This is a genomic window from Pseudomonas sp. NPDC089741 (genome assembly GCF_044748825.1).
Classification (GTDB): Bacteria; Pseudomonadota; Gammaproteobacteria; order Pseudomonadales; family Pseudomonadaceae; genus Aquipseudomonas; species Aquipseudomonas helmanticensis.
In genome coordinates, this window is sequence record NZ_JBIVGT010000005.1 from 276,754 (window position 1) to 295,325 (window position 18,572).

General features: G+C 56.5%; 16 protein-coding genes and 1 pseudogene. 7 read left to right on the forward strand and 10 right to left on the reverse strand.

The annotated features are described in order from the left end of the window. Nucleotides 1-458 precede the first annotated feature (458 nt). Together ACIPZE_RS08405 and ACIPZE_RS08410 are read left to right on the forward strand one after the other, a co-directional pair. The gene (locus ACIPZE_RS08405; RefSeq protein ID WP_283436903.1) at nucleotides 459-1,823 is read left to right on the forward strand and encodes a glutamine synthetase family protein; all 1,365 of its coding nucleotides are present in this window, start codon (nucleotides 459-461) and stop codon (nucleotides 1,821-1,823) included. Nucleotides 1,824-1,971: 148 nt separating this feature from the next. Further along, a complete protein-coding gene (locus ACIPZE_RS08410; RefSeq protein ID WP_400772380.1) occupies nucleotides 1,972-3,255 on the forward strand; it encodes an NAD(P)/FAD-dependent oxidoreductase in 1,284 nt (427 codons plus the stop codon). 165 nt (nucleotides 3,256-3,420) lie between these two features. Here ACIPZE_RS08410 and ACIPZE_RS08415 read toward each other — a convergent pair whose 3' ends face one another. Together ACIPZE_RS08415 and ACIPZE_RS08420 are read right to left on the reverse strand one after the other, a co-directional pair. Continuing rightward, entirely contained in the window at nucleotides 3,421-4,206 is a 786-nt protein-coding gene (locus ACIPZE_RS08415) for a DeoR/GlpR family DNA-binding transcription regulator (protein ID WP_283436905.1), read from the reverse strand. Nucleotides 4,207-4,462: 256 nt separating this feature from the next. Then, nucleotides 4,463-5,356, reverse strand: a complete 894-nt coding sequence (locus ACIPZE_RS08420; RefSeq protein ID WP_400772382.1) for a LysR family transcriptional regulator — start codon at nucleotides 5,354-5,356, stop codon at nucleotides 4,463-4,465. An 85-nt stretch (nucleotides 5,357-5,441) separates the two neighbouring features. Here ACIPZE_RS08420 and ACIPZE_RS08425 point away from each other — a divergent pair, with 85 nt between their 5' ends. Beyond that, nucleotides 5,442-6,218, forward strand: a complete 777-nt coding sequence (locus ACIPZE_RS08425; RefSeq protein WP_400772384.1) for an NAD(P)H-dependent oxidoreductase — start codon at nucleotides 5,442-5,444, stop codon at nucleotides 6,216-6,218. Between the two features lie 355 nt (nucleotides 6,219-6,573). Here ACIPZE_RS08425 and ACIPZE_RS08430 read toward each other — a convergent pair whose 3' ends face one another. The 3 genes from ACIPZE_RS08430 to ACIPZE_RS08440 all read right to left on the reverse strand — a co-directional run bounded on the left by ACIPZE_RS08430 (nucleotide 6,574) and on the right by ACIPZE_RS08440 (nucleotide 8,547). After that, nucleotides 6,574-7,596: an AbrB family transcriptional regulator gene (locus tag ACIPZE_RS08430; protein ID WP_400772386.1), complete on the reverse strand. Its 1,023-nt coding sequence runs from the start codon at nucleotides 7,594-7,596 to the stop codon at nucleotides 6,574-6,576. A 123-nt stretch (nucleotides 7,597-7,719) separates the two neighbouring features. Beyond that, on the reverse strand, nucleotides 7,720-8,142 hold the full coding sequence (locus ACIPZE_RS08435) for an HD domain-containing protein (protein ID WP_400772388.1): 423 nt from the start codon (nucleotides 8,140-8,142) through the stop codon (nucleotides 7,720-7,722). A gap of 15 nt (nucleotides 8,143-8,157) precedes the next feature. Continuing rightward, nucleotides 8,158-8,547, reverse strand: coding sequence for a hypothetical protein (locus ACIPZE_RS08440; RefSeq protein WP_400772411.1), 390 nt, complete (start codon nucleotides 8,545-8,547; stop codon nucleotides 8,158-8,160). 166 nt (nucleotides 8,548-8,713) lie between these two features. Between ACIPZE_RS08440 and ACIPZE_RS08445 the strand changes: the two genes are divergently transcribed. Beyond that, entirely contained in the window at nucleotides 8,714-9,145 is a 432-nt protein-coding gene (locus ACIPZE_RS08445; protein ID WP_400772390.1) for a hypothetical protein, read from the forward strand. A 77-nt stretch (nucleotides 9,146-9,222) separates the two neighbouring features. Here ACIPZE_RS08445 and ACIPZE_RS08450 read toward each other — a convergent pair whose 3' ends face one another. Then, complete coding sequence (locus tag ACIPZE_RS08450; RefSeq protein WP_129392323.1) at nucleotides 9,223-9,507, reverse strand: hypothetical protein; 285 nt, start codon at nucleotides 9,505-9,507, stop codon at nucleotides 9,223-9,225. A 563-nt stretch (nucleotides 9,508-10,070) separates the two neighbouring features. Here ACIPZE_RS08450 and ACIPZE_RS08455 point away from each other — a divergent pair. From ACIPZE_RS08455 to ACIPZE_RS08465, 3 genes are all read left to right on the forward strand, one after another. Next, complete coding sequence (locus ACIPZE_RS08455; protein WP_400772392.1) at nucleotides 10,071-10,364, forward strand: fructose-bisphosphate aldolase; 294 nt, start codon at nucleotides 10,071-10,073, stop codon at nucleotides 10,362-10,364. 242 nt (nucleotides 10,365-10,606) lie between these two features. Then, nucleotides 10,607-10,969, forward strand: a complete 363-nt coding sequence (locus tag ACIPZE_RS08460) for a hypothetical protein (RefSeq protein WP_400772394.1) — start codon at nucleotides 10,607-10,609, stop codon at nucleotides 10,967-10,969. Nucleotides 10,970-11,054: 85 nt separating this feature from the next. Continuing rightward, nucleotides 11,055-13,694, forward strand: coding sequence for a UvrD-helicase domain-containing protein (locus tag ACIPZE_RS08465; RefSeq protein WP_400772396.1), 2,640 nt, complete (start codon nucleotides 11,055-11,057; stop codon nucleotides 13,692-13,694). A 75-nt stretch (nucleotides 13,695-13,769) separates the two neighbouring features. Here ACIPZE_RS08465 and ACIPZE_RS08470 read toward each other — a convergent pair whose 3' ends face one another. The 4 genes and pseudogenes from ACIPZE_RS08470 to ACIPZE_RS08485 form a co-directional block, all read right to left on the reverse strand. Beyond that, entirely contained in the window at nucleotides 13,770-14,318 is a 549-nt protein-coding gene (locus ACIPZE_RS08470; RefSeq protein WP_400772398.1) for a cupin domain-containing protein, read from the reverse strand. Nucleotides 14,319-14,820: 502 nt separating this feature from the next. Next, a complete protein-coding gene (locus ACIPZE_RS08475) occupies nucleotides 14,821-16,104 on the reverse strand; it encodes an FAD-binding oxidoreductase (RefSeq protein WP_283436915.1) in 1,284 nt (427 codons plus the stop codon). Nucleotides 16,105-16,153: 49 nt separating this feature from the next. Then, on the reverse strand, nucleotides 16,154-17,644 hold the full coding sequence (locus tag ACIPZE_RS08480; protein ID WP_129392302.1) for an aldehyde dehydrogenase: 1,491 nt from the start codon (nucleotides 17,642-17,644) through the stop codon (nucleotides 16,154-16,156). Between the two features lie 271 nt (nucleotides 17,645-17,915). Next, nucleotides 17,916-18,572: pseudogene (locus ACIPZE_RS08485) on the reverse strand (glutamine synthetase); the annotation flags it as partial.

Here is an 18,572-nt window from a genome sequence, read left to right on the forward strand (position 1 = left end):
GCGTTATGAGCACGTCACCACAACAACTAAAATCGTTGAACGTCTCCGCTGTGTGCATCCTCTGCCAAAGGGGCCGCGCATGAATCGTATCGTCAATCTCCCCATGGCCCTGCGCCGTTCCAAGCTGCGTCACTCCGCACGCCCGCCGGATATCGCCCTTTAAATCGCTAATGCCTGCCAGTCAGCGATCAACCTGACGGCGAGACCATTGTGGCGAGGGAGCTTGCTCCCGCTGGGGCGCGAAGCGGCCCTCGCTCTTGATCTGAAACGCCGGCGACTGCTGCGCAGTCCAGCGGGAGCAAGCTCTCTCGCCACAGGTTCAGAGTCAGTCCTGACAATCGGGCATTAGCGAAATACCTTTTCTTTTTGATATCCCTGCCAGGACACCCACGCCTGTTGCTGCGTCGTGTCCGGCCCGAATCTGCGCGCCTGTGCGGCGCCATCGTGAGTGATTGAACATGAAATTCGCAGCCATTGAAGACGCCCGCCTGTTCCTCGAACAGAACCCCGATATCGACATGATCGAGTTGTTCATCCTCGACGCCAACGGTGTGCCGCGCGGCAAGTTGCTGCACCGCGAAGAACTGCTCGCCGTCTACGAAAGCGGTCGCCCGTTGCCGAGCACCATCCTCGGTCTGACCGTGCAAGGTGAAGACGTCGAGAACTCCGGTCTGGTCTGGGACGTCGGCGATATCGACTGCCGCGCCTATCCGCTGGAAGGCAGTCTGGTGCGCCTGCCATGGCGGCAGATCCCGACTGCTGCCGTACAGGTCAGCATGCACCCGACCGAGGGCATGCCGGCGAGCATCGCCGACCCACGACACTTGCTGATCAAGGTCATCGACAGCCTCAAGGCCGAGGGTTATCACCCGGTGATGGCCTGCGAGCTGGAGTTCTATCTGCTCGACGCCAAACGCGATCACAACGGCCGACCGCAACCGGCACTGGACGCCGACGGTGGGCGACCGCGACACACCCAGGTCTACGGTTTACGCGAGTTGGAACAGATCGAACCGTTCCTCGCCGACCTTTATGGCGCCTGCAAACTGCACGGCATTCCAGCGCGCACGGCGATCTCCGAATACGCGCCGGGCCAAGTGGAAATCACCCTCGAACACGGCGATGCGCTGGCGGCGATGGATCAGGCCGTGCGTTACAAACGGCTGGTCAAAGCCGTGGCGCACAAGCACGGCATGCAAGCGACGTTCATGGCGAAACCGTTCGATGACCTGGCTGGCACCGGCATGCACATGCACGTCAGTCTGGCCGATGGTGAGGGACGTAATCTGTTCGCCTCGGAAGATCCGGCCGGCACCCCGCTGCTGCGCACGGCGATCGGCGGCATGCTCGCCTCCTTGCTCGATACGTTGTTGCTGTTCTGCCCGAACGCCAACTCCTATCGTCGCTTCCAGGCCAACAGCTACGCACCTTTGGCGCCGACCTGGGGCGTCGACAACCGCACCGTCAGCCTGCGCGTACCGGGCGGGCCGGCCCACACCCGGCACATCGAACACCGCATCTGCGGTGCCGATGCCAACCCCTATCTGGCGGCAGCAGCGATTCTGGCCGGGATTCATCGCGGCATTCGTGAAGACCTGGATCCAGGTGCACCGGTCGAGGGCAACGGCTACGCGCAAGCGAAGGAATTGCTGCCGACCGATTGGCTGACTTCACTGCAGGCGCTGGAAAAATCAGCCTGGGCGCGGGATGCCTTGGGGCAGGAATTTCTTGGCGTGTATCTGGCGGTGAAACGTGCCGAGTACCGGCAGTTCATGGCTGAAGTGGGTGAGCAGGATTGGCGCTGGTATCTCACTGAAGCCTAAAGCCTCACCCTATTCTCTGTAGGAGTGAGCCTGCTCGCGATGACGGTGTGTCAGTTGACAAATATCTATCTGACACACCGTCATCGCGAGCAGGCTCACTCCTACAGGGGACCGCGTACTGAATTCGAATTCTGTGTGGACTTTTAACATGACCGAACGCTGCAATTCCTACTACACCGCCACCCGCAACCAGGACACCGATTACCCGACCCTGCAAGGCCGGCACAAGGTTGACGTGGTGATCATCGGCGGCGGTTTCACCGGCGTCGCCACCGCTGTCGAACTCGCCGAAAAAGGCCTGAAAGTCGCCATCGTCGAGAGCAACAAGATCGGCTGGGGCGCCACCGGCCGCAATGGCGGCCAAGTCACCGGCAGCCTTTCCGGCGACGGCGCCATGCGCAAACAGATGCGCGCGAAACTCGGTGACGACGTCGATGATTTCATCTGGCACCTGCGCTGGCGCGGGCATGAAATCATTCAGCAGCGCGTGAAAAAATACGCCATCCAGTGCGACCTCAAACACGGTCATCTGCACGCGGCGTACAAGCCCGGCCACATGACCGATCTGCGCAGCGATTACGCAGAAGCCGTGCGCCGCGGACTGGGCGACGAGGTCAGCCTGCTTGATCGCAGCCAGGTGCGCGACTTGCTGCAAAGCGACCTGTATCACGGCGCGATCAAGAACACCCGCAACATGCATCTGCACCCGCTCAACCTGTGCATCGGTGAAGCGCGAGCGGCAGAAAGCCTCGGCGCCCTGATCTTCGAAAACAGCGAAGTGCTGGAGATCATTCACGGGGATACACCTGGCGTACGCACGGCTCACGGGCAGATTGATGCCAATCAGGTGATGCTCGCCGGCGACGTTTATCACAAGCTCGAACCCGGTCAGCTGAAAGGCAAGATCTTCCCGGCCATGGGCGGCATCGTCACCACCGCGCCGCTTGGCGATCTGGCCAGACAGATCAACCCTGAAGACCTCGCGGTCTACGACTGCCGCTTCGTCCTCGACTACTACCGCCTCACCGCCGATGGCCGCTTGCTGTTCGGTGGCGGCGCCAACTACAGCGGCAAGGATTCACGCGATATCGCCGCCGAACTGCGCCCGTGCATCGAGCAGACTTTCCCGGCACTCAAAGGCGTGCAGATCGACTACCAGTGGAGCTGCGCGATGGGCATCGTGATCAATCGCATCCCGCAGCTGGGCAAACTTTCCGATAACGTCTGGTACTGCCAGGGCTACTCCGGACACGGCATCGCCACCACGCACATCATGGGCGAAATCATGAGCCGGGCGATCACCGGGCAGATGGAGCAGTTCGATACGTTTGCCGCGTGTCAGCACATTCGTGTGCCGATGGGCGATTTGCTCGGCAACCCGTTGCTGGCCGCCGGGATGTGGTACTACCAGATGCTCGAACGCCTGCGCTGAAACAAATCCCCCTGTAGGAGCTGCCGCAGGCTGCGATCTTTTGATCTTGTTTTTTAAAGATCAGGATCAAAAGATCGCAGCCTGCGGCAGCTCCTACAGGGTCTTGTGTTCACAGTGTGGGAGCGAGCCTGCTCGCGAAGAGGCCCTCAAATCCAGCGCAAAACCTCAATCAATCAGCTGCTCGACCACAATCCCCAACCGCCGATAATCCTCGACACTCCCCGACGCCACATGCCGCTCGGTAATCAACGTATGCAACCGTGCGCACGGCCCCACCACAAACGGCTCCACCGCCCCGAGCTTGTCCGCCGTGGTCACCGCAATCACCCGCGTCGCGCCCTCCAGCATTGCCTGCTTCACCGGCACTTCATCAAAATGCAGTGAAGTAATCCCCCCCTCCGGATGAATCGCACAGACGCCGGTAATCGCCAGATCCGCCTTGATTCCGGCAAGCAGTCGCAACGCCTCATGCCCACCCGCCGCCATCGTTCGCGGATTCAACTGCCCACCCGCGAGAATCACCTTCACACCCTTGAATTCTGACAAAGCAATCGCCGTCATCGGCGCCGCCGTCACCGCAGTGATGCTGATATCTGCACGCAATGAGCGCGCGACCTGCAACGTGGTCGAGCCGGAATCGAACAGCACAATCTGCCCGTCCTCAATCTGCTTAGCCGCGAGCTGCGCCAGACGAATTTTCACTTCATCGGTCTCCTCCAGCCGCGTGAAGTAATCCTTGCCGGAGTCTTTCGGGCGCGGCAGCGCGCCGCCGTGCACGCGCTGCACCAGCCCGGCGTTGTCCAGTTCGGCGAGGTCGCGGCGGATGGTGTCTTCAGAAACAGCGAAGTGCTGGCTCAACTCGGACGCCATGACTTTGCCGTCACGTTCGAGGAGCAAAAGGATTTTCTGTCGGCGCAGAGAGGGCAGTTCAGCTAGGGAATGGTCGCGCATGGTTATGCCTGTTTATGCTTGTAGTTGCAGGTTTTTTGCGAGATTAGCCAAAGCCTCGGTCAAACACAAACCACGGGCTATCAATTGTTTCGATCATTGGAATCAACAAGGCGAATTTTTTCTTTGCTTTCAGCCTGTTCACAATGGCAGCACTTCTAAAAGGCTCAGGATGAACACCTCATGAATCTCAATTTCGCATTCGCTTGCATGATCGTCGTGTCGTTTGCGGTGGCATTGGGTCACGCCTGACAGCGCCTCAGACCGACGCCAACAGATGCTCGCGAAGCCATTTATGCGCCGGATCACGGTGCGAGCGTTCGCCCCAGAACATCGCCATCTCGTAGCCGGGCACTTCCAGCGGCGCGTCGACCACTTGCAAGGCCGGGTTGCCACGCACCAGGCGTGACGGCAGCATCGCCACCAGATCGGTACTCGCCAGCACCGACATCGCCATCAGAAAGTGCGGCACCGACAACACCACTTTTCGCTGCAATCCGACATCGGCCAGCGCCTTGTCAGTCACCCCGAAAAAGCCCCCGCCCTCACGCGACACCATCACGTGTTCCAGCCCGCAGAACTGCTTGCGCGTCGGTGCGCGTTGCAAACCTGGATGACCGATTCGACCGGCCAACACGTAGCGCTCGGTGAACAGCGGTCGACGATGCAGTTCGGGCGGCGCGTCTTCGCTGATGTGCAGCGCCAGATCGAATACGCCCTGCTCGGCCTGTTTGACCAACTGCGCAGGCAGCATGTCGATCACCGCCAGCCGCGTACCCGGCGCCTGTTCGCGCAAGCTGCTCAGAGCCGGCAACACCACCGTTGATTCGCCGTAATCCGTCGCCGCGATTTTCCAGGTGTGCGTCGCCTGCGCAGGATCGAACGCACTGGCCGGCGCCACCGCCCTCTCCAACGCCTCCAATGCCTCGCGCAGCGGCTCACGCAGTTCATCGGCGCGCGCCGTCGGGCGCATGCCGCGCGGCCCGGGCAACAGCAGCGGATCACCAAAGATGTCGCGCAACTTGGCCAGATGCACACTCACCGACGGCTGCGACAGGTTCAGGCGCTGCGCCGCGCGGGTGACGTTGTGCTCGGAGAGCAACACATCAAGGGTCAGCAGCAGATTGATATCCAGTCGTCTCAAATTATTCATGGCTATACCAGACATATCAGACATTCATTTCCAATATACCGGTTGAACGCCGATCCTGCAGTCACTCAGCTAACGGAGCTTCAACATGAAAGTGCTACTGGTTTACGCCCACCCGGAACCAACTTCCCTCAACGGCTCGCTGCGCAACTTCACTATCCAGCGCCTGCAAGCCGCCGGCCACACGGTGCAAGTCTCCGACCTCTACGCCATGAACTGGAAATCTACGCTCGACGCCGACGACGCCCCGCAGCGCGATACGAACAAACCGTTCCATGCCTCCCTCGACTCGAAAGTCGCCTACGCCGAAGGTACCCAGGCTGCCGACATCGCCCGCGAGCAGGAAAAACTGTTGTGGGCCGACGCGCTGATCCTGCAGTTTCCACTCTGGTGGTTCACCATGCCGGCGATCCTCAAAGGCTGGGTCGATCGCGTGTACGCCTACGGCTTTGCCTACGGCGTCGGTGAACACTCCGACAGCCGTTGGGGCGAGCGTTATGGCGAAGGGAAAATGAAAGGCAAACGGGCGATGTTGATGGTCACCACTGGCGGCTGGGACTCGCACTATGCGCCGCGCGGGATCAACGGGCCGATGGATGATCTGCTGTTCCCGATTCAGCACGGGATCTTGTATTACCCCGGTTTTGAAGTAGTGCCACCGTTTGTGGTGTATCGGACCAGTCGGATGGATGCGGCGCGGTATGCCGAGACTTGCGATGAGCTGGGGCGGCGGCTGGATGAGTTGTGGAGTGCGCGGCCGATTGGTTTTCGGCAGCAGAATGCGGGGGAGTATGAGATCCCTGCTTTGACGTTGAAGGATGAGGTTGCACCGGGGCAGGAAGGCTTCGCTGTACACATCCGCTAGCACTGAATCTCCCTCAGCCCAGCAAAAGCCCCTCACCCTAACCCTCTCCCAGAGGGAGAGGGGACTGACCGAGTTGTTTTTTCGAGCTACGCCGACCTGATATCTCGAGCTGAACTCAGCTTTTGAAAGGTACCGAGATCGGCTCCCTTCCCCCTCACCCTAACCTTCTCCCAGAGGGAGAGGGGACTGACCGAGTTGTGCTTTCGAGCTACGCCGACCCGATATCTCGAGCTGAAATCAGCTTTTGAAAGGCACCGAGATCGGCTCCCTTCCCCCTCGCCCCCCTGGGGGAGAGGGCTGGGGTGAGGGGGATGGATCTAACTGACACACCGCAACACATTGGCATCAGCTCGAGTCATGTTTCCTCGCGCGCCCGCCGCACCTGAACCAACAACGCCGGCGCAAAATGCAGCAACACCATCCGGCTCAGATGATGAGTCAGAATAAACACCACATTCAGCCCACCACCAAACGCGACAATCGCAATCGTCTCAATCGCTCCCGGCATGTACGCCAGCCACAGCGACAATGGATCACTGCCCAACCACCGTGCCGCCACTTCAGCAAACACCGCCGCCACCACGATCATCAAACCGACCGAGACCAACGCTGTGCGCCCATGACGCCCCAGTTCCGCAAAGCCAAGGCCTTGGAATCGTGAGCCGATCCGCACGCCGAGAATCAGCGCCGCCAGATTCAGGCTCCAATCGGGCATGTGAAAACCGTGCAGCCATCCAGATTTCACGAACACGGCAGTGATGATGATCGCGGTGAGCATGAACGGGGCCGGGACGCCGATCACCAGCAGCAAGCGCCCGAGCAGCACGCTCAGCGCGATCACCGAACACGCGGTCAGCGCCATTCCCGTGGTCAGTGGATCACCATCGGCAACGGCTACCGCAGCGGCTTGGCCAGGAATCAGGAAACTCACCAGCACCGTGATCAGCAGCAAGCGCATCAGGTGCACGATGATGACTTTGCTCGAGGCTTTCTCCGACTCGAGCAAATCGAACACCGCGGCCAGCGCACCGGGATAAACCGCCAACAGTGCATCGGTTCGGTTCCAGCCTGCGCCGCGTGTCAGCCACAAGGCTGCGAGCGCGATTTGCACGGTCAGGCAAACGAGCAACACACCAAGGCTCGGCAACATTGCCGAAGCCGTTGCGCTGTCCCACGCTTCGAACATCAGCCCGGTGGCAATGCCCAGCGTCACCTGGATATAGCCCAGCCCATAGGGGGTTGCCGGCGCGATACCGGTTTTACTGGCAAACAATGCGGTAACGACAATCGAGCCCAACAGCAACCCGTGGGGCACGCCTTCGAACTGCAACAGCGCGCCGAAACCGGCAGCAATCAACAAACACACAATGGATTTCATAATCGCCTTCCTGGCTATCAAATACCCCCCTGTAGGAACTGCCGCAGGCTGCGATCTTTTGATCCTGTTTCTTAAGGTCAAGATCAAAAGATCGCAGCCTGCGGCAGCTCCTACAGGGGTAATTTATGCGCGCAGCCGGCTGATTGCGCGGCGGTATTTTTCGATTCGTTCGAGATCTTCCCAGCTCGGCGAGGCGATTCGTGACAGGTCGCTGTTTTCCTCCAGATCCGCCAGTTTCACCACCCGGCCAAGCGGATTCTGTGCGGCGCGGTCAACGAAGTCTTCATAGGATTCGCCCGGCACTTTGGTCACCGATTCGATAGCGCTCAAAACTTCTTCGCTGAAACCTTCCTTGCGCAAGTCATCGAGGCTGATCGCGCAATCTTCGACCACGTCATGCAGCACGGCGACGATGCGTTCTTCCAGCGTGGTCATGCGCAACATGACTTTCAGCGGATGCAGAATGTACGGCGCGCCGCCCTTGTCGACCTGCCCGGCGTGGGCTTTGGCGGCGATGGCGATAGCGTGTTCGAGGGTTTGAGTCATGCGAGTCTCCGTGGTTTAAACGCCGTAACGGCCGCCGACGTGAATGTTGCGCTTGAGCCAGTTGCCGATCGCTTTCAGGCGCCCGCCGGGTTTCGCTGGCGCTGAATGACGCTGAAGAATCAGCGACACCAATGTAGCCTGATCGGCTTGCGGATTGGCATCGATCAACTCGGCAACCCAGGCGCAATCGGCCTTTTTCAGATGCTCTCGCCACTCGCCTGGCCAGGCTTCCAGCTCATCCAGCGCCAAAAACCGTGCGCCCCCGTGCTCCATATGCCCGCCGGCCATCGACTGTTCGAAACAGAACGGCGTGTCTGGCTTCGCAGGGTCAATGTGAAACAGGTAGATATCGTGGAATGGATGCTGCGAGGGGGGCGCGATATTGCGGCTGCCGATTTCGATCATGGGCACTGTTCCAATCCTTGGGCGCTTAATGTTTCCGATTGTTTCGCAGTGTACGCGACTGGAGCAAATCAAAAACCCGATGGAACCTCTCTCCTCCGCGCCGTCTCGAAACTATAAAGCGCCAAAATCATCGATCAGATACGGCGCTCTTGAAGAGGAAACCCCGATGAACATTCGCTTCCTGCTTCTGATCGCTACCTTCGCCGTCATCCCCACCTGCGTCATGGCCGAAGGCTGCGACATGCAGACCCAATCCTCCAGCGCTTCGGTGCCGGCGGTGGAAACCCACAGTTGTTACGAATACGAAGGCATGCCCGTCGGCTCCATTGATTGGTCGTGCAGCAACGAAAGCAAGGACATGCTCAACAGCAGCAAAAACAAGGTCGAACATTGCGCCGATCACTATCAGGCCTCGTGCATCGCCACGATCACCCAGGAATCCCTGGCCAACCCGCATTCAACCAGCAAGGACAAAAACGCCAAGGCGCTGAACATCCCCGACAATGCGCAAGTGACTACGTATTACTACGACGTGGAGCATTTGGCTCAGGCACGGATCGATTGTGAGAATGGCGGTGGCCAATGGAAGGCGAAGTAAGCGTTTGATATCTGTGTTCGCGATAGGCAAAGAAAAGCCCGGCTCGAAAGACCGGGCTTTTTAGTGCGCAACATTGATCAGCCTCCGCCATTACCGCCGCTACTGTTACCAGTGGATTGCCCCGCACCACTGGGCTTGGAGGCAGAAGGCACCGGGCCGTTATCAGTCTTGCCACCATCGCCACCTTGCGGCAGCGAATTGGCAGCCGGATCGGCGTTTGTGGCGGGGGCCGCCGGTTCACGAGTCTGGCTGGAGCCATCGTTTGCCGTCGGGGTGGGCGTTTCGCCAGCCGCGACCGCGTATAGCGAACTGGCGGACAGAAATGCCGCCAGGGTAAATGCTGCAATTTTAGGGTTCAGCATGGTGGCTCTTCCTTTGCGTGGGGAGTTACAGCATTGGAAGAAGGTGTGCGGCGAAGGTGCGGTGCACCAGACGAATGGTTATCGCCCAAAAGGTTCGAGCAATTTCGATGTCTGAAAACTTCGTAGGAAAACACCTATGTGGCGAGGGAGCTTGCTCCCGCTGGGCTGCGAAGCGGCCCTGAAACCGGATAGTCCGTTTCTCCCAGACAGACCGCACGCCCCGGATTACGACGACTGCGTCGCCGAGAGGGAGCAAGCTCCCTCGCCACAGGTGTGCGTTTCACGTCCTACAGGTCGGTTCTGGCTGGTGAATTGCTGCCTAGAGTGGAGTCGTCGCTAACAAAATTAGCGATAGGGTTTCGCAGCCCTTAAGATTCACACCTTGTTCCGTCAGGCTTGGCCGATTCCCGGCTGCCTAGGTTTTTATGGCGGTTGTGCGTGGGAGACTTTCGGGTCTGCCGGTTCATGGTGTTAATCCTCCGGTCTGCGAACCCGCGCACAGCTGCCACCCTTCTGTTTCGCAGCTTAATGGTGGCAATTCTTCTTCATTAAGGATTATCACCATGACAATACAAAAGCCGCTTCACCACTACACAAAAATGTCCCACCCCGCAACCGACCGTCCCGTCCTCCTCATCGACGCCGATGCCCCACTACGCGATCTACACGCCTGCGTCGCCGAACGCTTAAACGCCGTGCTCAAATACCTCGACCTCATCGCCTGCACTCGCCTCCCTGACCACGCTGATCACGACATCAACACCGTCACCAACATCGCCAGGATCATGGTGCAGGATGTGAGTGATGTGTTTCGAGTGATTGAGCAGCGGGGGCTTGATGTAACGGCACGACAGTAAACTTCTATAGATCAGGATAAAAAACCGCGTGATACGGTTTTTACTTAAACGTTTGAGCGGAGACGGCGCGTGCATCCGCTCAGATTTGCGCAATCACCCTCGCTCATGGACTTTGGTCTCCCCCCCCTTCCACTCTCAAAAACTTAATGGCACTCTGATATCGGACGGACAGATAGCTGCGCGTAGGTCTCACCAGCCCGCTCGGCGATACGCATTGCAATAGCAACGGAAAGGATATCTTGATGAGAAAGTGGATCTTTGCTCTTTTATGCCTAAACTGTTTGACCTGCTCTGCCGCAACAATCCTCAACCCAATGGATTTCGACGGTTCTGAAGTGCAGAAGAAACAGGTCATTGACTCCATCACTGCAACGGTGAAAAAAGACTATTGTGAAAAAATTGATATGTGTCAGGAAAGCACTCTACGCATGATGGAGAAGCAGAATCTAGATGCTTTTAAAGAGGCTACCAAAGCCACAGATCGAAAGATAATGAACGCAGTCATTGATGATTACTGCAAAAAAATTGACATGTGCAACTACGGCACTATCTGGATGATGTATAAGAAAAATTTCGAAGCAAAAAACAAAAACCTTACCTGGTAGTTAAAAACGCCAAGAACAAAGAATGAACTACGAACCAGTTCAATAAAGCGTTTTCAATTACAACCAAAAACAGGACAGGTGCAACATGAGCGAAATTCGATACGTTGAGCATAAAGACTTCAGACAAAACATTCAAAAAATGACCAAGGCCGGAGGATCAAATCAAAAAGCGGCCCAAATGGTTCAGGCCATGTTTTATAGAATATCAATGAAGGAGGATCCCTTTACAGGATTCCAAGTAACAAACCATGGTGAAACACGTATAGAGAAATGCGTTAAATATGATTTATCCGGCAGATCCAGACTAATCACCGTCCAAGATAACAAAATAGTTTTTTTATTATTTTTTGGGAATCACGAAGACTCTGACAAGTGGCTAGACAGACATAAGGACGTAAAATTCAGCGTCGACTCCAGCGACGAAGTAAATCTTGTCCCAACATCCATTAGCAAAGGTGATCGAATCACTTTCAACCAGCCACACTCCTACCACACCGAGCATCTATATACACTAATAACTCCGCAAAGCTTATTTGATCGACTAGTAGAATCAGTCCCTCGAAATATATGTAGAAAAATAGAAACCATAAGTGGAGGACATAGCGAGCAAGAAATATTCAAAATAGTATCTGAAGTAGAAAACGAGGAAACATCAAAGGCATTATATGACACTCTAGTACTAATCAGATCTGACAACACTCAAGATGCTCACAACAGGATAAAACTTTATCTAGGAGATGATCGCCCCATTGAAGACTTAAGCGCAGAAGAAATACGAAAAGTAAAATTTGGAGATACTTTTATAGAATTTCGCCCCGACGATAAAGAGTTTCTTGCGAGGGCAGATCAATTAATGAAAGGTGGCGACTATAAAAACTGGATGCTATTCATGCATCCGGAACAAGAAAAAATTGCAACAGCCAATTTGACAGGCCCTGGCAAGCTAATAGGCGTTTCAGGTTCAGGAAAAACTTGCGTAGTGGTTCGACGTTCCATATGGTTAGCAAACCAATACCCCGACGACAAGATACTAGTACTAACCTTAAACAAGCCCCTGGCGTCGCTAATAGAAAACCTAGTTAAATCCGCAGCACCCGAATCGCTAATAAACAGAATTGAAGTAAAGCCCTTTTTCACTTTATGTCAAAACCTGCTATTAAAATACGAACCTGAAAACACAAAAACTTATGATGACAAAACATGGAAAAGCGGTGAGCACATCGATGAGATCTGGACAGAGTTCTATCGATGCGAACTGAACAACAATGACGCTGAAATCTTGCTTCCAATACACATCTCACTTATTCAGAGAGGGATAAATTCCGAGCACTATATAAAGGAAGAATTTGACTGGATTCGCTCAGCCTACTCTGTTGACCGTCGAGATGAATATTTGAAGGTAGAGCGAGAAGGTAGAGTCGTACCATTTGATATAGAATCGAGAAAAATAATACTAAGGGGTTTAGAGTGCTGGGAAAAGAAAATGCGAGATATCGGCATTTGCGATTACCTTGGGTTAGCCACTGAACTTTACAAACACCTGAAAAAGTTTGAACCACAGTACAGATCAATAATTGTTGACGAATGCCAAGATTTCGGAACAATCGAGCTCGAAATAATTAGAGCACTATCCCCCCAAAACACCAACGATATTTTCTTGTGCGGTGATCCTGCTCAAAAAGTAAAAACCAAAAAACAAAGCATGCGCCTAGCGGGAATTGAATGCGGAACACGATCGCTAACACTTAGAAAAAACTACCGCAACACAAAAGACATTTTAAGCGCTGCATTTCAAATCCTAAAAAAACATTATCGCACTGAACACCAGCTTGTCGAAGATTACGAGTTTTTAGACCCCGAGCTAGCAGATAGAAGCGGAACAACGCCATTGCTATTAACCACAGACAGCTTGGGTTCCGAATTTTCTTGCGCAGTACTTTATCTTCAAAATGAGATTCTAGCTAACCCTGGCACCAAAGGCTGCATTGCGTATTGCGGATACTCAAATTACGAGGTAGAAACCCTTTCCAATCGAACTGGAATTCCATTGCTTGATGGCGCCATCAACATTGACAGCAGTGATATTTTTCTCTCCGACCTTGAGCAGACCAAAGGTTTTGAATTCGACTACATGGTGATTCTCAACTGCTCATCCTCCGCACTTCCAGACCAAACCGCACCTAAAGAAGAACAATTCAGAGACATCTCTAAATTCTACGTTGCAATGACTAGAACAAAACAACAGTTAATTCTCTCATACAGTGACGATATCAGCGAACTATTGGAGAATAGCGACGACTTTTTCATCCAAGACAACTGGTCGAGCTGGCTCGAGAAAACAAACAATGAAAACAACTACGAACCTATTCGCTTGGAAGTTAACAGAGGCGAAGGCAATGCCAACTCATTGGCACTTGCGGGAGCAAAATTCATCTACCATAACGACGCAATAGGCCTTACCGCCCGATCGATTGAGGTTTTAATAAATTATGTTGATGGCGTGGGCTTGAGGGACAAAAGAGGCGCTAAGAAGTGGAAATCCGTCGGACAACTCCTCTCTGACATGGGGGCGGATAGACGAGTAAAGAACATTCTTGGCCCAGTAGCTTTCGAGGATATCAGCAAGTCAAAATTTGCTCAGAGATCTCTTGCTCTCAAGCGCGCAGTTGAGTCACAGCTTTCAAAGCTTTCTTGGAAAAAAACTGATTCTTCGGAAACGGCATGATTAAAAATTCTTGCATAGCCGTCTTCTATTCTAAATGACCCCTGATTAGGGCAGCGTTATGGCTGCCCTAATTAATCAAAAATTCGCCGGCGTATTCGCACTAATAATCTCAGCCTCATCCGCTCCAATATTCCGGAACTTATGCGGCAATGTAGTCGGAAAGTAATACCCATCCCCCGCATTCAACACACTCACCGACCCATCCACCGTCAACTCCACCGTGCCCCGCGTCACCAACCCGCACTCCTCGCCCTCAGCATGCACAATCGGCTCTTCCCCGGAACTCGCGCCCGGTGCGTATTGCTCCCGTAGCAAGCGCATCTGACGGCTGGGCACGGAGGCGCCGATCAGCAGCAAACGCAGGCCATGGCGGCCGAGGTCGGGTTGTTCGTTGGCGCGGAAGACGTATTGGTGCTCGCGCGGGGGTTGGTCGAAGGTGAAGAAGTCGGCCAGGGACATCGGGATGCCTTCGAGCAGCTTTTTCAGGGAGCTGACGGAAGGACTGACACGATTCTGTTCGATCAGGGAGATGGTGGCATTGGTCACGCCGCTACGCCGGGCCAGCTCGCGCTGGGCGAGGTTGTAGCGTGCGCGGACTAGTTGGAGTCGAGAACCCGTATCCATGACAGCCTTATGTGAGAACGACTTAAGGGCGATGGGGGTGGGTGGCGGGTGACGCGCCGTGGGCGCGGATCACGTTGCTCCCGTGTCCCGGAACCGTGAAAGGCGGCTATTAAATCACGTTTGCTGGTGTTGCTCAGCAGGTTCGATGGACGGTGGGTGAAATGAACCTGCCGGTGGTAATTCTGGGCTGAATACAAAACCTGTGGGAGCTGGCTTGCCAGCGATTGGGTGGCACATTCAACATCCCTTTTGCTGAAAGACCGCCATCGCTGGCAAGCCAGCTCCCACAGGTTTTGTGGTGTGTCAGCGGGAGTGATGGTGTCTTTTCTAACCTCATCGCGAGCAGGCTCACTCCTACAATTTGATCTTTGGTGTTTCAGTCGGATTGATGTTGTGTTTGCTGGCCTCATCGCTGGCAAGCCAGCTCCCACATTTGGATATCAGGGAGTGTTGCGATAAGAAAAACCGGCGGGGTCTTGGGGGCCGCCGCCGGGGAGGTAACCTAGATGCCGAAACGGTCGCGCAACGAGTAGTAGACGGCGCCGAGGGCGGTCAGTGGCGCCGAGAAGGTGCGGCCGCCGAGCATTGGCATGTGCGGCAACGAGGCGAAGGCGTCGAAACGCTCGGCATCGCCACGGATCATTTCCGAGATCAGCTTGCCGGCGAGGTGCGAGCAGGTGACGCCGTGGCCGCTGTAGCCTTGCATGTAGTAGGCGTTTTTCTCGATGCGGCCGAATTGCGGCATGCGTGACATGGTCAGCAGGAAATTGCCGGTCCAGCGGTAGTCGATCTTGACGTCTTTGAGCTGCGGGAAGGTCTTGAGGATCTTCGGCCGGATCAGTTGTTCGATGTCGTCCGGTTCGCGCGCGCCGTAGACCACGCCGCCGCCGTAGAGCAGACGGTTGTCGGCAGTCAGACGGTAGTAATCCAACAGATAGTTACAGTCTTCGACGCAGTAGTTGTTGGTGATCAGGCTGCGCGCCTGTTTCTCGGTCAACGGTTCGGTGACGACGATCTGCGAGCCGCACGGCATGCTTTTCGCGGTCACACGGTTGTCGAGGCCTTGCGGCAGGTAGGCGTTGCCGGCGATCAGCAGGTACTTGGCGCGGACCTGACCTTTGGCGGTGCGCACGGTAATCGGCTCGCCGTAAGTGATTTCCACGGCAGCGGACTGTTCGTAGATCTTGCCGCCCAGACGCACGATGGCTGCGGCTTCACCGAGTGCCAGGTTCAGTGGGTGAACGTGGCCGCCCTGCATGTCGAGCAGACCACCGACGTAGGCGTCAGAGCCGACTTCACGACGAATGTCGGCTGCGTCGAGCATCTTCAGATTGCGGTTGCCGTAACGCTCCCAACCGCGTTTCTGCTCGGCCAGACCATTGAGTTGTTTCTTGTTCATCGCTGCGAAGATGCCGCCCGGGCGGTAGTCGCATTGGATGTCGTATTCCTTGATGCGCGAACGGATGATGTCGGCGCCTTCGAAGATCATGCTGCCGAGAATTTCTGCAGTCTTGTCGCCGTAGCGCTCTTCGATCACATCGACGTCGCGGCTGTACGAGTTGACCAGTTGACCGCCATTGCGACCGCTGGCGCCGTAGCCGACTTTCGCCGCTTCCAGCACCGTCACTTTATAGCCGGCTTCGGTCAGGAACAGTGCCGAGGACAGGCCGGTATAGCCCGCGCCGATGATGCAGACATCGCACTCGACCGACTCTTGCAGAACCGGAAAGTCGATGACTTCGTTGCGGGTGGCGGCGTAGTAGCTGTTTACGTGTTGCTGTTTCATACGTTTCTCCGAGGGCCGGCAATAGAAGGCGACCACCGCTGTAATAGAGTCAGAGCTTGATCCAGGTCGCTTTCAGCTCGGTGTACTTGTCGAACGCGTGCAGCGATTTATCGCGGCCGTTGCCCGACTGTTTGAAGCCACCGAACGGTGCAGTCATGTCGCCGCCGTCGTACTGGTTGACCCACACGCTGCCGGCGCGCAGGCCACGGGCGAAGGTGTGCGCCTTGCTCAGGTTGCTGGTCCAGACACCGGCGGCGAGGCCGAAGATGCTGTCGTTGGCGATCTGCAGCGCTTCTTCAGCAGTGTCGAAGGTGATCAGCGACAGCACCGGGCCGAAGATTTCTTCCTGAGCGATGGTCATCGCGTTGGTCACGCCGTCGAAGAGCGCCGGTTGCACATAGAGGCCACCGGTTTCTTCGAGGGTGCGTTGGCCGCCAGCGATCAGCTCGGCGCCCTGCTCACGACCGATGCTGATGTAGCGCAGCACGTTGTCGAGTTGACGCTGATCGACCACGGCGCCGACGGTGGTCGCCGGATCCAGTGAATGACCCGGTTTCCAAGCTTGCAGCGCTTCCACCAGCAGTGGAATGAACTGCTCGCGGATCGAGCGCTCGACCAGCAGGCGCGAACCCGCCGTGCACACTTCGCCCTGGTTGAAGGCAATGGCGCCGGCCGCTGCTTGTGCTGCCGCGCGCAAATCCGGTGCGTCGGCAAACACGACGTTCGGGCTCTTGCCCCCTGCTTCGAGCCAGACGCGTTTCATGTTGCTAAGGCCTGCATAAATCATCAGTTGCTTGGCGATCGCCGTGGAGCCGGTGAAGGCCAGCACGTCGACGTCCATGTGCAACGCCAACGCCTTGCCGACGGTGTGACCGAAGCCTGGCAGGACGTTGAACACGCCTTTCGGAATGCCGGCATCCAGCGCCAGTTGGGCGATGCGGATCGCGGTCAGCGGCGATTTTTCCGAAGGCTTGAGAATGAACGAGTTGCCCGCTGCCAGCGCTGGGGCGAATTTCCAGCTGGCCATGATCAACGGGAAGTTCCACGGCACGATGGCGGCGACGACGCCGGAAGGCTCGCGAGTAATCAGGCCGAGTTGGTCGTGCGGGGTGGCGGCGACTTCGTCGTAGATCTTGTCGATGGCTTCGGCGCTCCAGCGGATCGCGTTGGCGGTCGCCGGGATGTCGATGCTCATCGAGTCGCTGATCGGTTTACCCATGTCGAGGGTTTCCAGCAGCGCCAGTTCTTCCTGGTTCTGCAGGATCAGATCGGCGAAGCGAATCAGGATGCGCTTGCGTTCGGCCGGGGCTTTTTTCGCCCACACGCCGGATTCAAAAGACTGGCGCGCGACTTCAACGGCGAGGTTGGCGTCGGCTTCATCGGTGCTGGCGACGGAGGCCAGAAAACGGCCGTCAACGGGGCTCAGGCATTCGAACGTATCGCCACTGATGGCCGGGCGGTATTCACCATTGATGAACGCGCGGGCTTCGATGGTCAGGGACTGGAAGCGTTGTTCCCAGTCGTTGCGGGTCGTTGTCATTGTTGTGGCTCGACAAGGGGGGATTGGGGGTGTTGTCTGGCTGCGATGTCTGGCTTGGGATGGCTGCCCTCACCCTAGCCCTCTCCCGGAGGTAGAGGGGACCGACCGAAGTGTCTTGGGAGATGCACCGACCTGAATGACCGAGTCGAATATGGATTCGGCAAAAATCGTTCAGGTCGGCGGATTGCCCGAGCATCCCCGGATCAGTCCCCTCTCCCTTTGGGAGAGGGTTAGGGTGAGGGGCTCTTCGGCTTCTGAGGGCCAGAACCCATCACACCGTGTGCAGATACCAGTTGTACTCAAGGTCAGAGATCGAGTTCTCGAACTCGGCCAACTCACTTTCCTTGCACGCGACGAACACGTCGATGTACAGCGGGTCGATGTACTTGGCCATGACTTCGCTGTCGTCCAGCTCGCGCAGTGCGTCGCGCAGGTTGTTCGGCAGGCTCTGTTCGTTCTGCTCGTAGCTGTTGCCTTCCACCGGAGCACCCGGTTCGATCTGGTTGGTCAGACCGTGGTGAATACCGGCCAGCACCGAAGCCATCAGCAGGTACGGGTTGGCGTCGGCACCGGCGACACGGTGTTCGATGCGCACGGAGTCCGGCGAACCGGTCGGTACGCGCACGGCCACGGTGCGGTTGTCGATGCCCCAGCTTGGCGAGTTCGGTACATAGAACTGCGCGCCGAAACGGCGGTACGAGTTGACGTTCGGGCAGAGGAAGGCCATTTGCGCAGGCAGGGTCTCCAGCACACCGCCGATCGCGTGACGCAGGGCGGCGTTCTGCTCGGGATCCTCGCTGGCGAAGATGTTGTTGCCTTCTTTGTCCAGGATCGAAATGTGCACGTGCAGACCGTTGCCCGCCTGGCCCGGATACGGCTTGGCCCTGCCTGTGGTGTCCTTCTCGCGGTCGAGGGCGAGGGTCTGCAG

What these genes read in the sequence shown, in the direction of transcription:
- ACIPZE_RS08405 (WP_283436903.1), top strand. Translation starts at nt 459, where the DNA reads ATGAAATTCGCAGCCATTGAAGACGCCCGCCTGTTCCTCGAACAGAAC.
- ACIPZE_RS08410 (WP_400772380.1), top strand. Translation starts at nt 1,972, where the DNA reads ATGACCGAACGCTGCAATTCCTACTACACCGCCACCCGCAACCAGGAC.
- ACIPZE_RS08415 (WP_283436905.1), bottom strand. Translation starts at nt 4,206, where the DNA reads ATGCGCGACCATTCCCTAGCTGAACTGCCCTCTCTGCGCCGACAGAAA.
- ACIPZE_RS08420 (WP_400772382.1), bottom strand. Translation starts at nt 5,356, where the DNA reads ATGAATAATTTGAGACGACTGGATATCAATCTGCTGCTGACCCTTGAT.
- ACIPZE_RS08425 (WP_400772384.1), top strand. Translation starts at nt 5,442, where the DNA reads ATGAAAGTGCTACTGGTTTACGCCCACCCGGAACCAACTTCCCTCAAC.
- ACIPZE_RS08430 (WP_400772386.1), bottom strand. Translation starts at nt 7,596, where the DNA reads ATGAAATCCATTGTGTGTTTGTTGATTGCTGCCGGTTTCGGCGCGCTG.
- ACIPZE_RS08435 (WP_400772388.1), bottom strand. Translation starts at nt 8,142, where the DNA reads ATGACTCAAACCCTCGAACACGCTATCGCCATCGCCGCCAAAGCCCAC.
- ACIPZE_RS08440 (WP_400772411.1), bottom strand. Translation starts at nt 8,547, where the DNA reads ATGATCGAAATCGGCAGCCGCAATATCGCGCCCCCCTCGCAGCATCCA.
- ACIPZE_RS08445 (WP_400772390.1), top strand. Translation starts at nt 8,714, where the DNA reads ATGAACATTCGCTTCCTGCTTCTGATCGCTACCTTCGCCGTCATCCCC.
- ACIPZE_RS08450 (WP_129392323.1), bottom strand. Translation starts at nt 9,507, where the DNA reads ATGCTGAACCCTAAAATTGCAGCATTTACCCTGGCGGCATTTCTGTCC.
- ACIPZE_RS08455 (WP_400772392.1), top strand. Translation starts at nt 10,071, where the DNA reads ATGACAATACAAAAGCCGCTTCACCACTACACAAAAATGTCCCACCCC.
- ACIPZE_RS08460 (WP_400772394.1), top strand. Translation starts at nt 10,607, where the DNA reads ATGAGAAAGTGGATCTTTGCTCTTTTATGCCTAAACTGTTTGACCTGC.
- ACIPZE_RS08465 (WP_400772396.1), top strand. Translation starts at nt 11,055, where the DNA reads ATGAGCGAAATTCGATACGTTGAGCATAAAGACTTCAGACAAAACATT.
- ACIPZE_RS08470 (WP_400772398.1), bottom strand. Translation starts at nt 14,318, where the DNA reads ATGGATACGGGTTCTCGACTCCAACTAGTCCGCGCACGCTACAACCTC.
- ACIPZE_RS08475 (WP_283436915.1), bottom strand. Translation starts at nt 16,104, where the DNA reads ATGAAACAGCAACACGTAAACAGCTACTACGCCGCCACCCGCAACGAA.
- ACIPZE_RS08480 (WP_129392302.1), bottom strand. Translation starts at nt 17,644, where the DNA reads ATGACAACGACCCGCAACGACTGGGAACAACGCTTCCAGTCCCTGACC.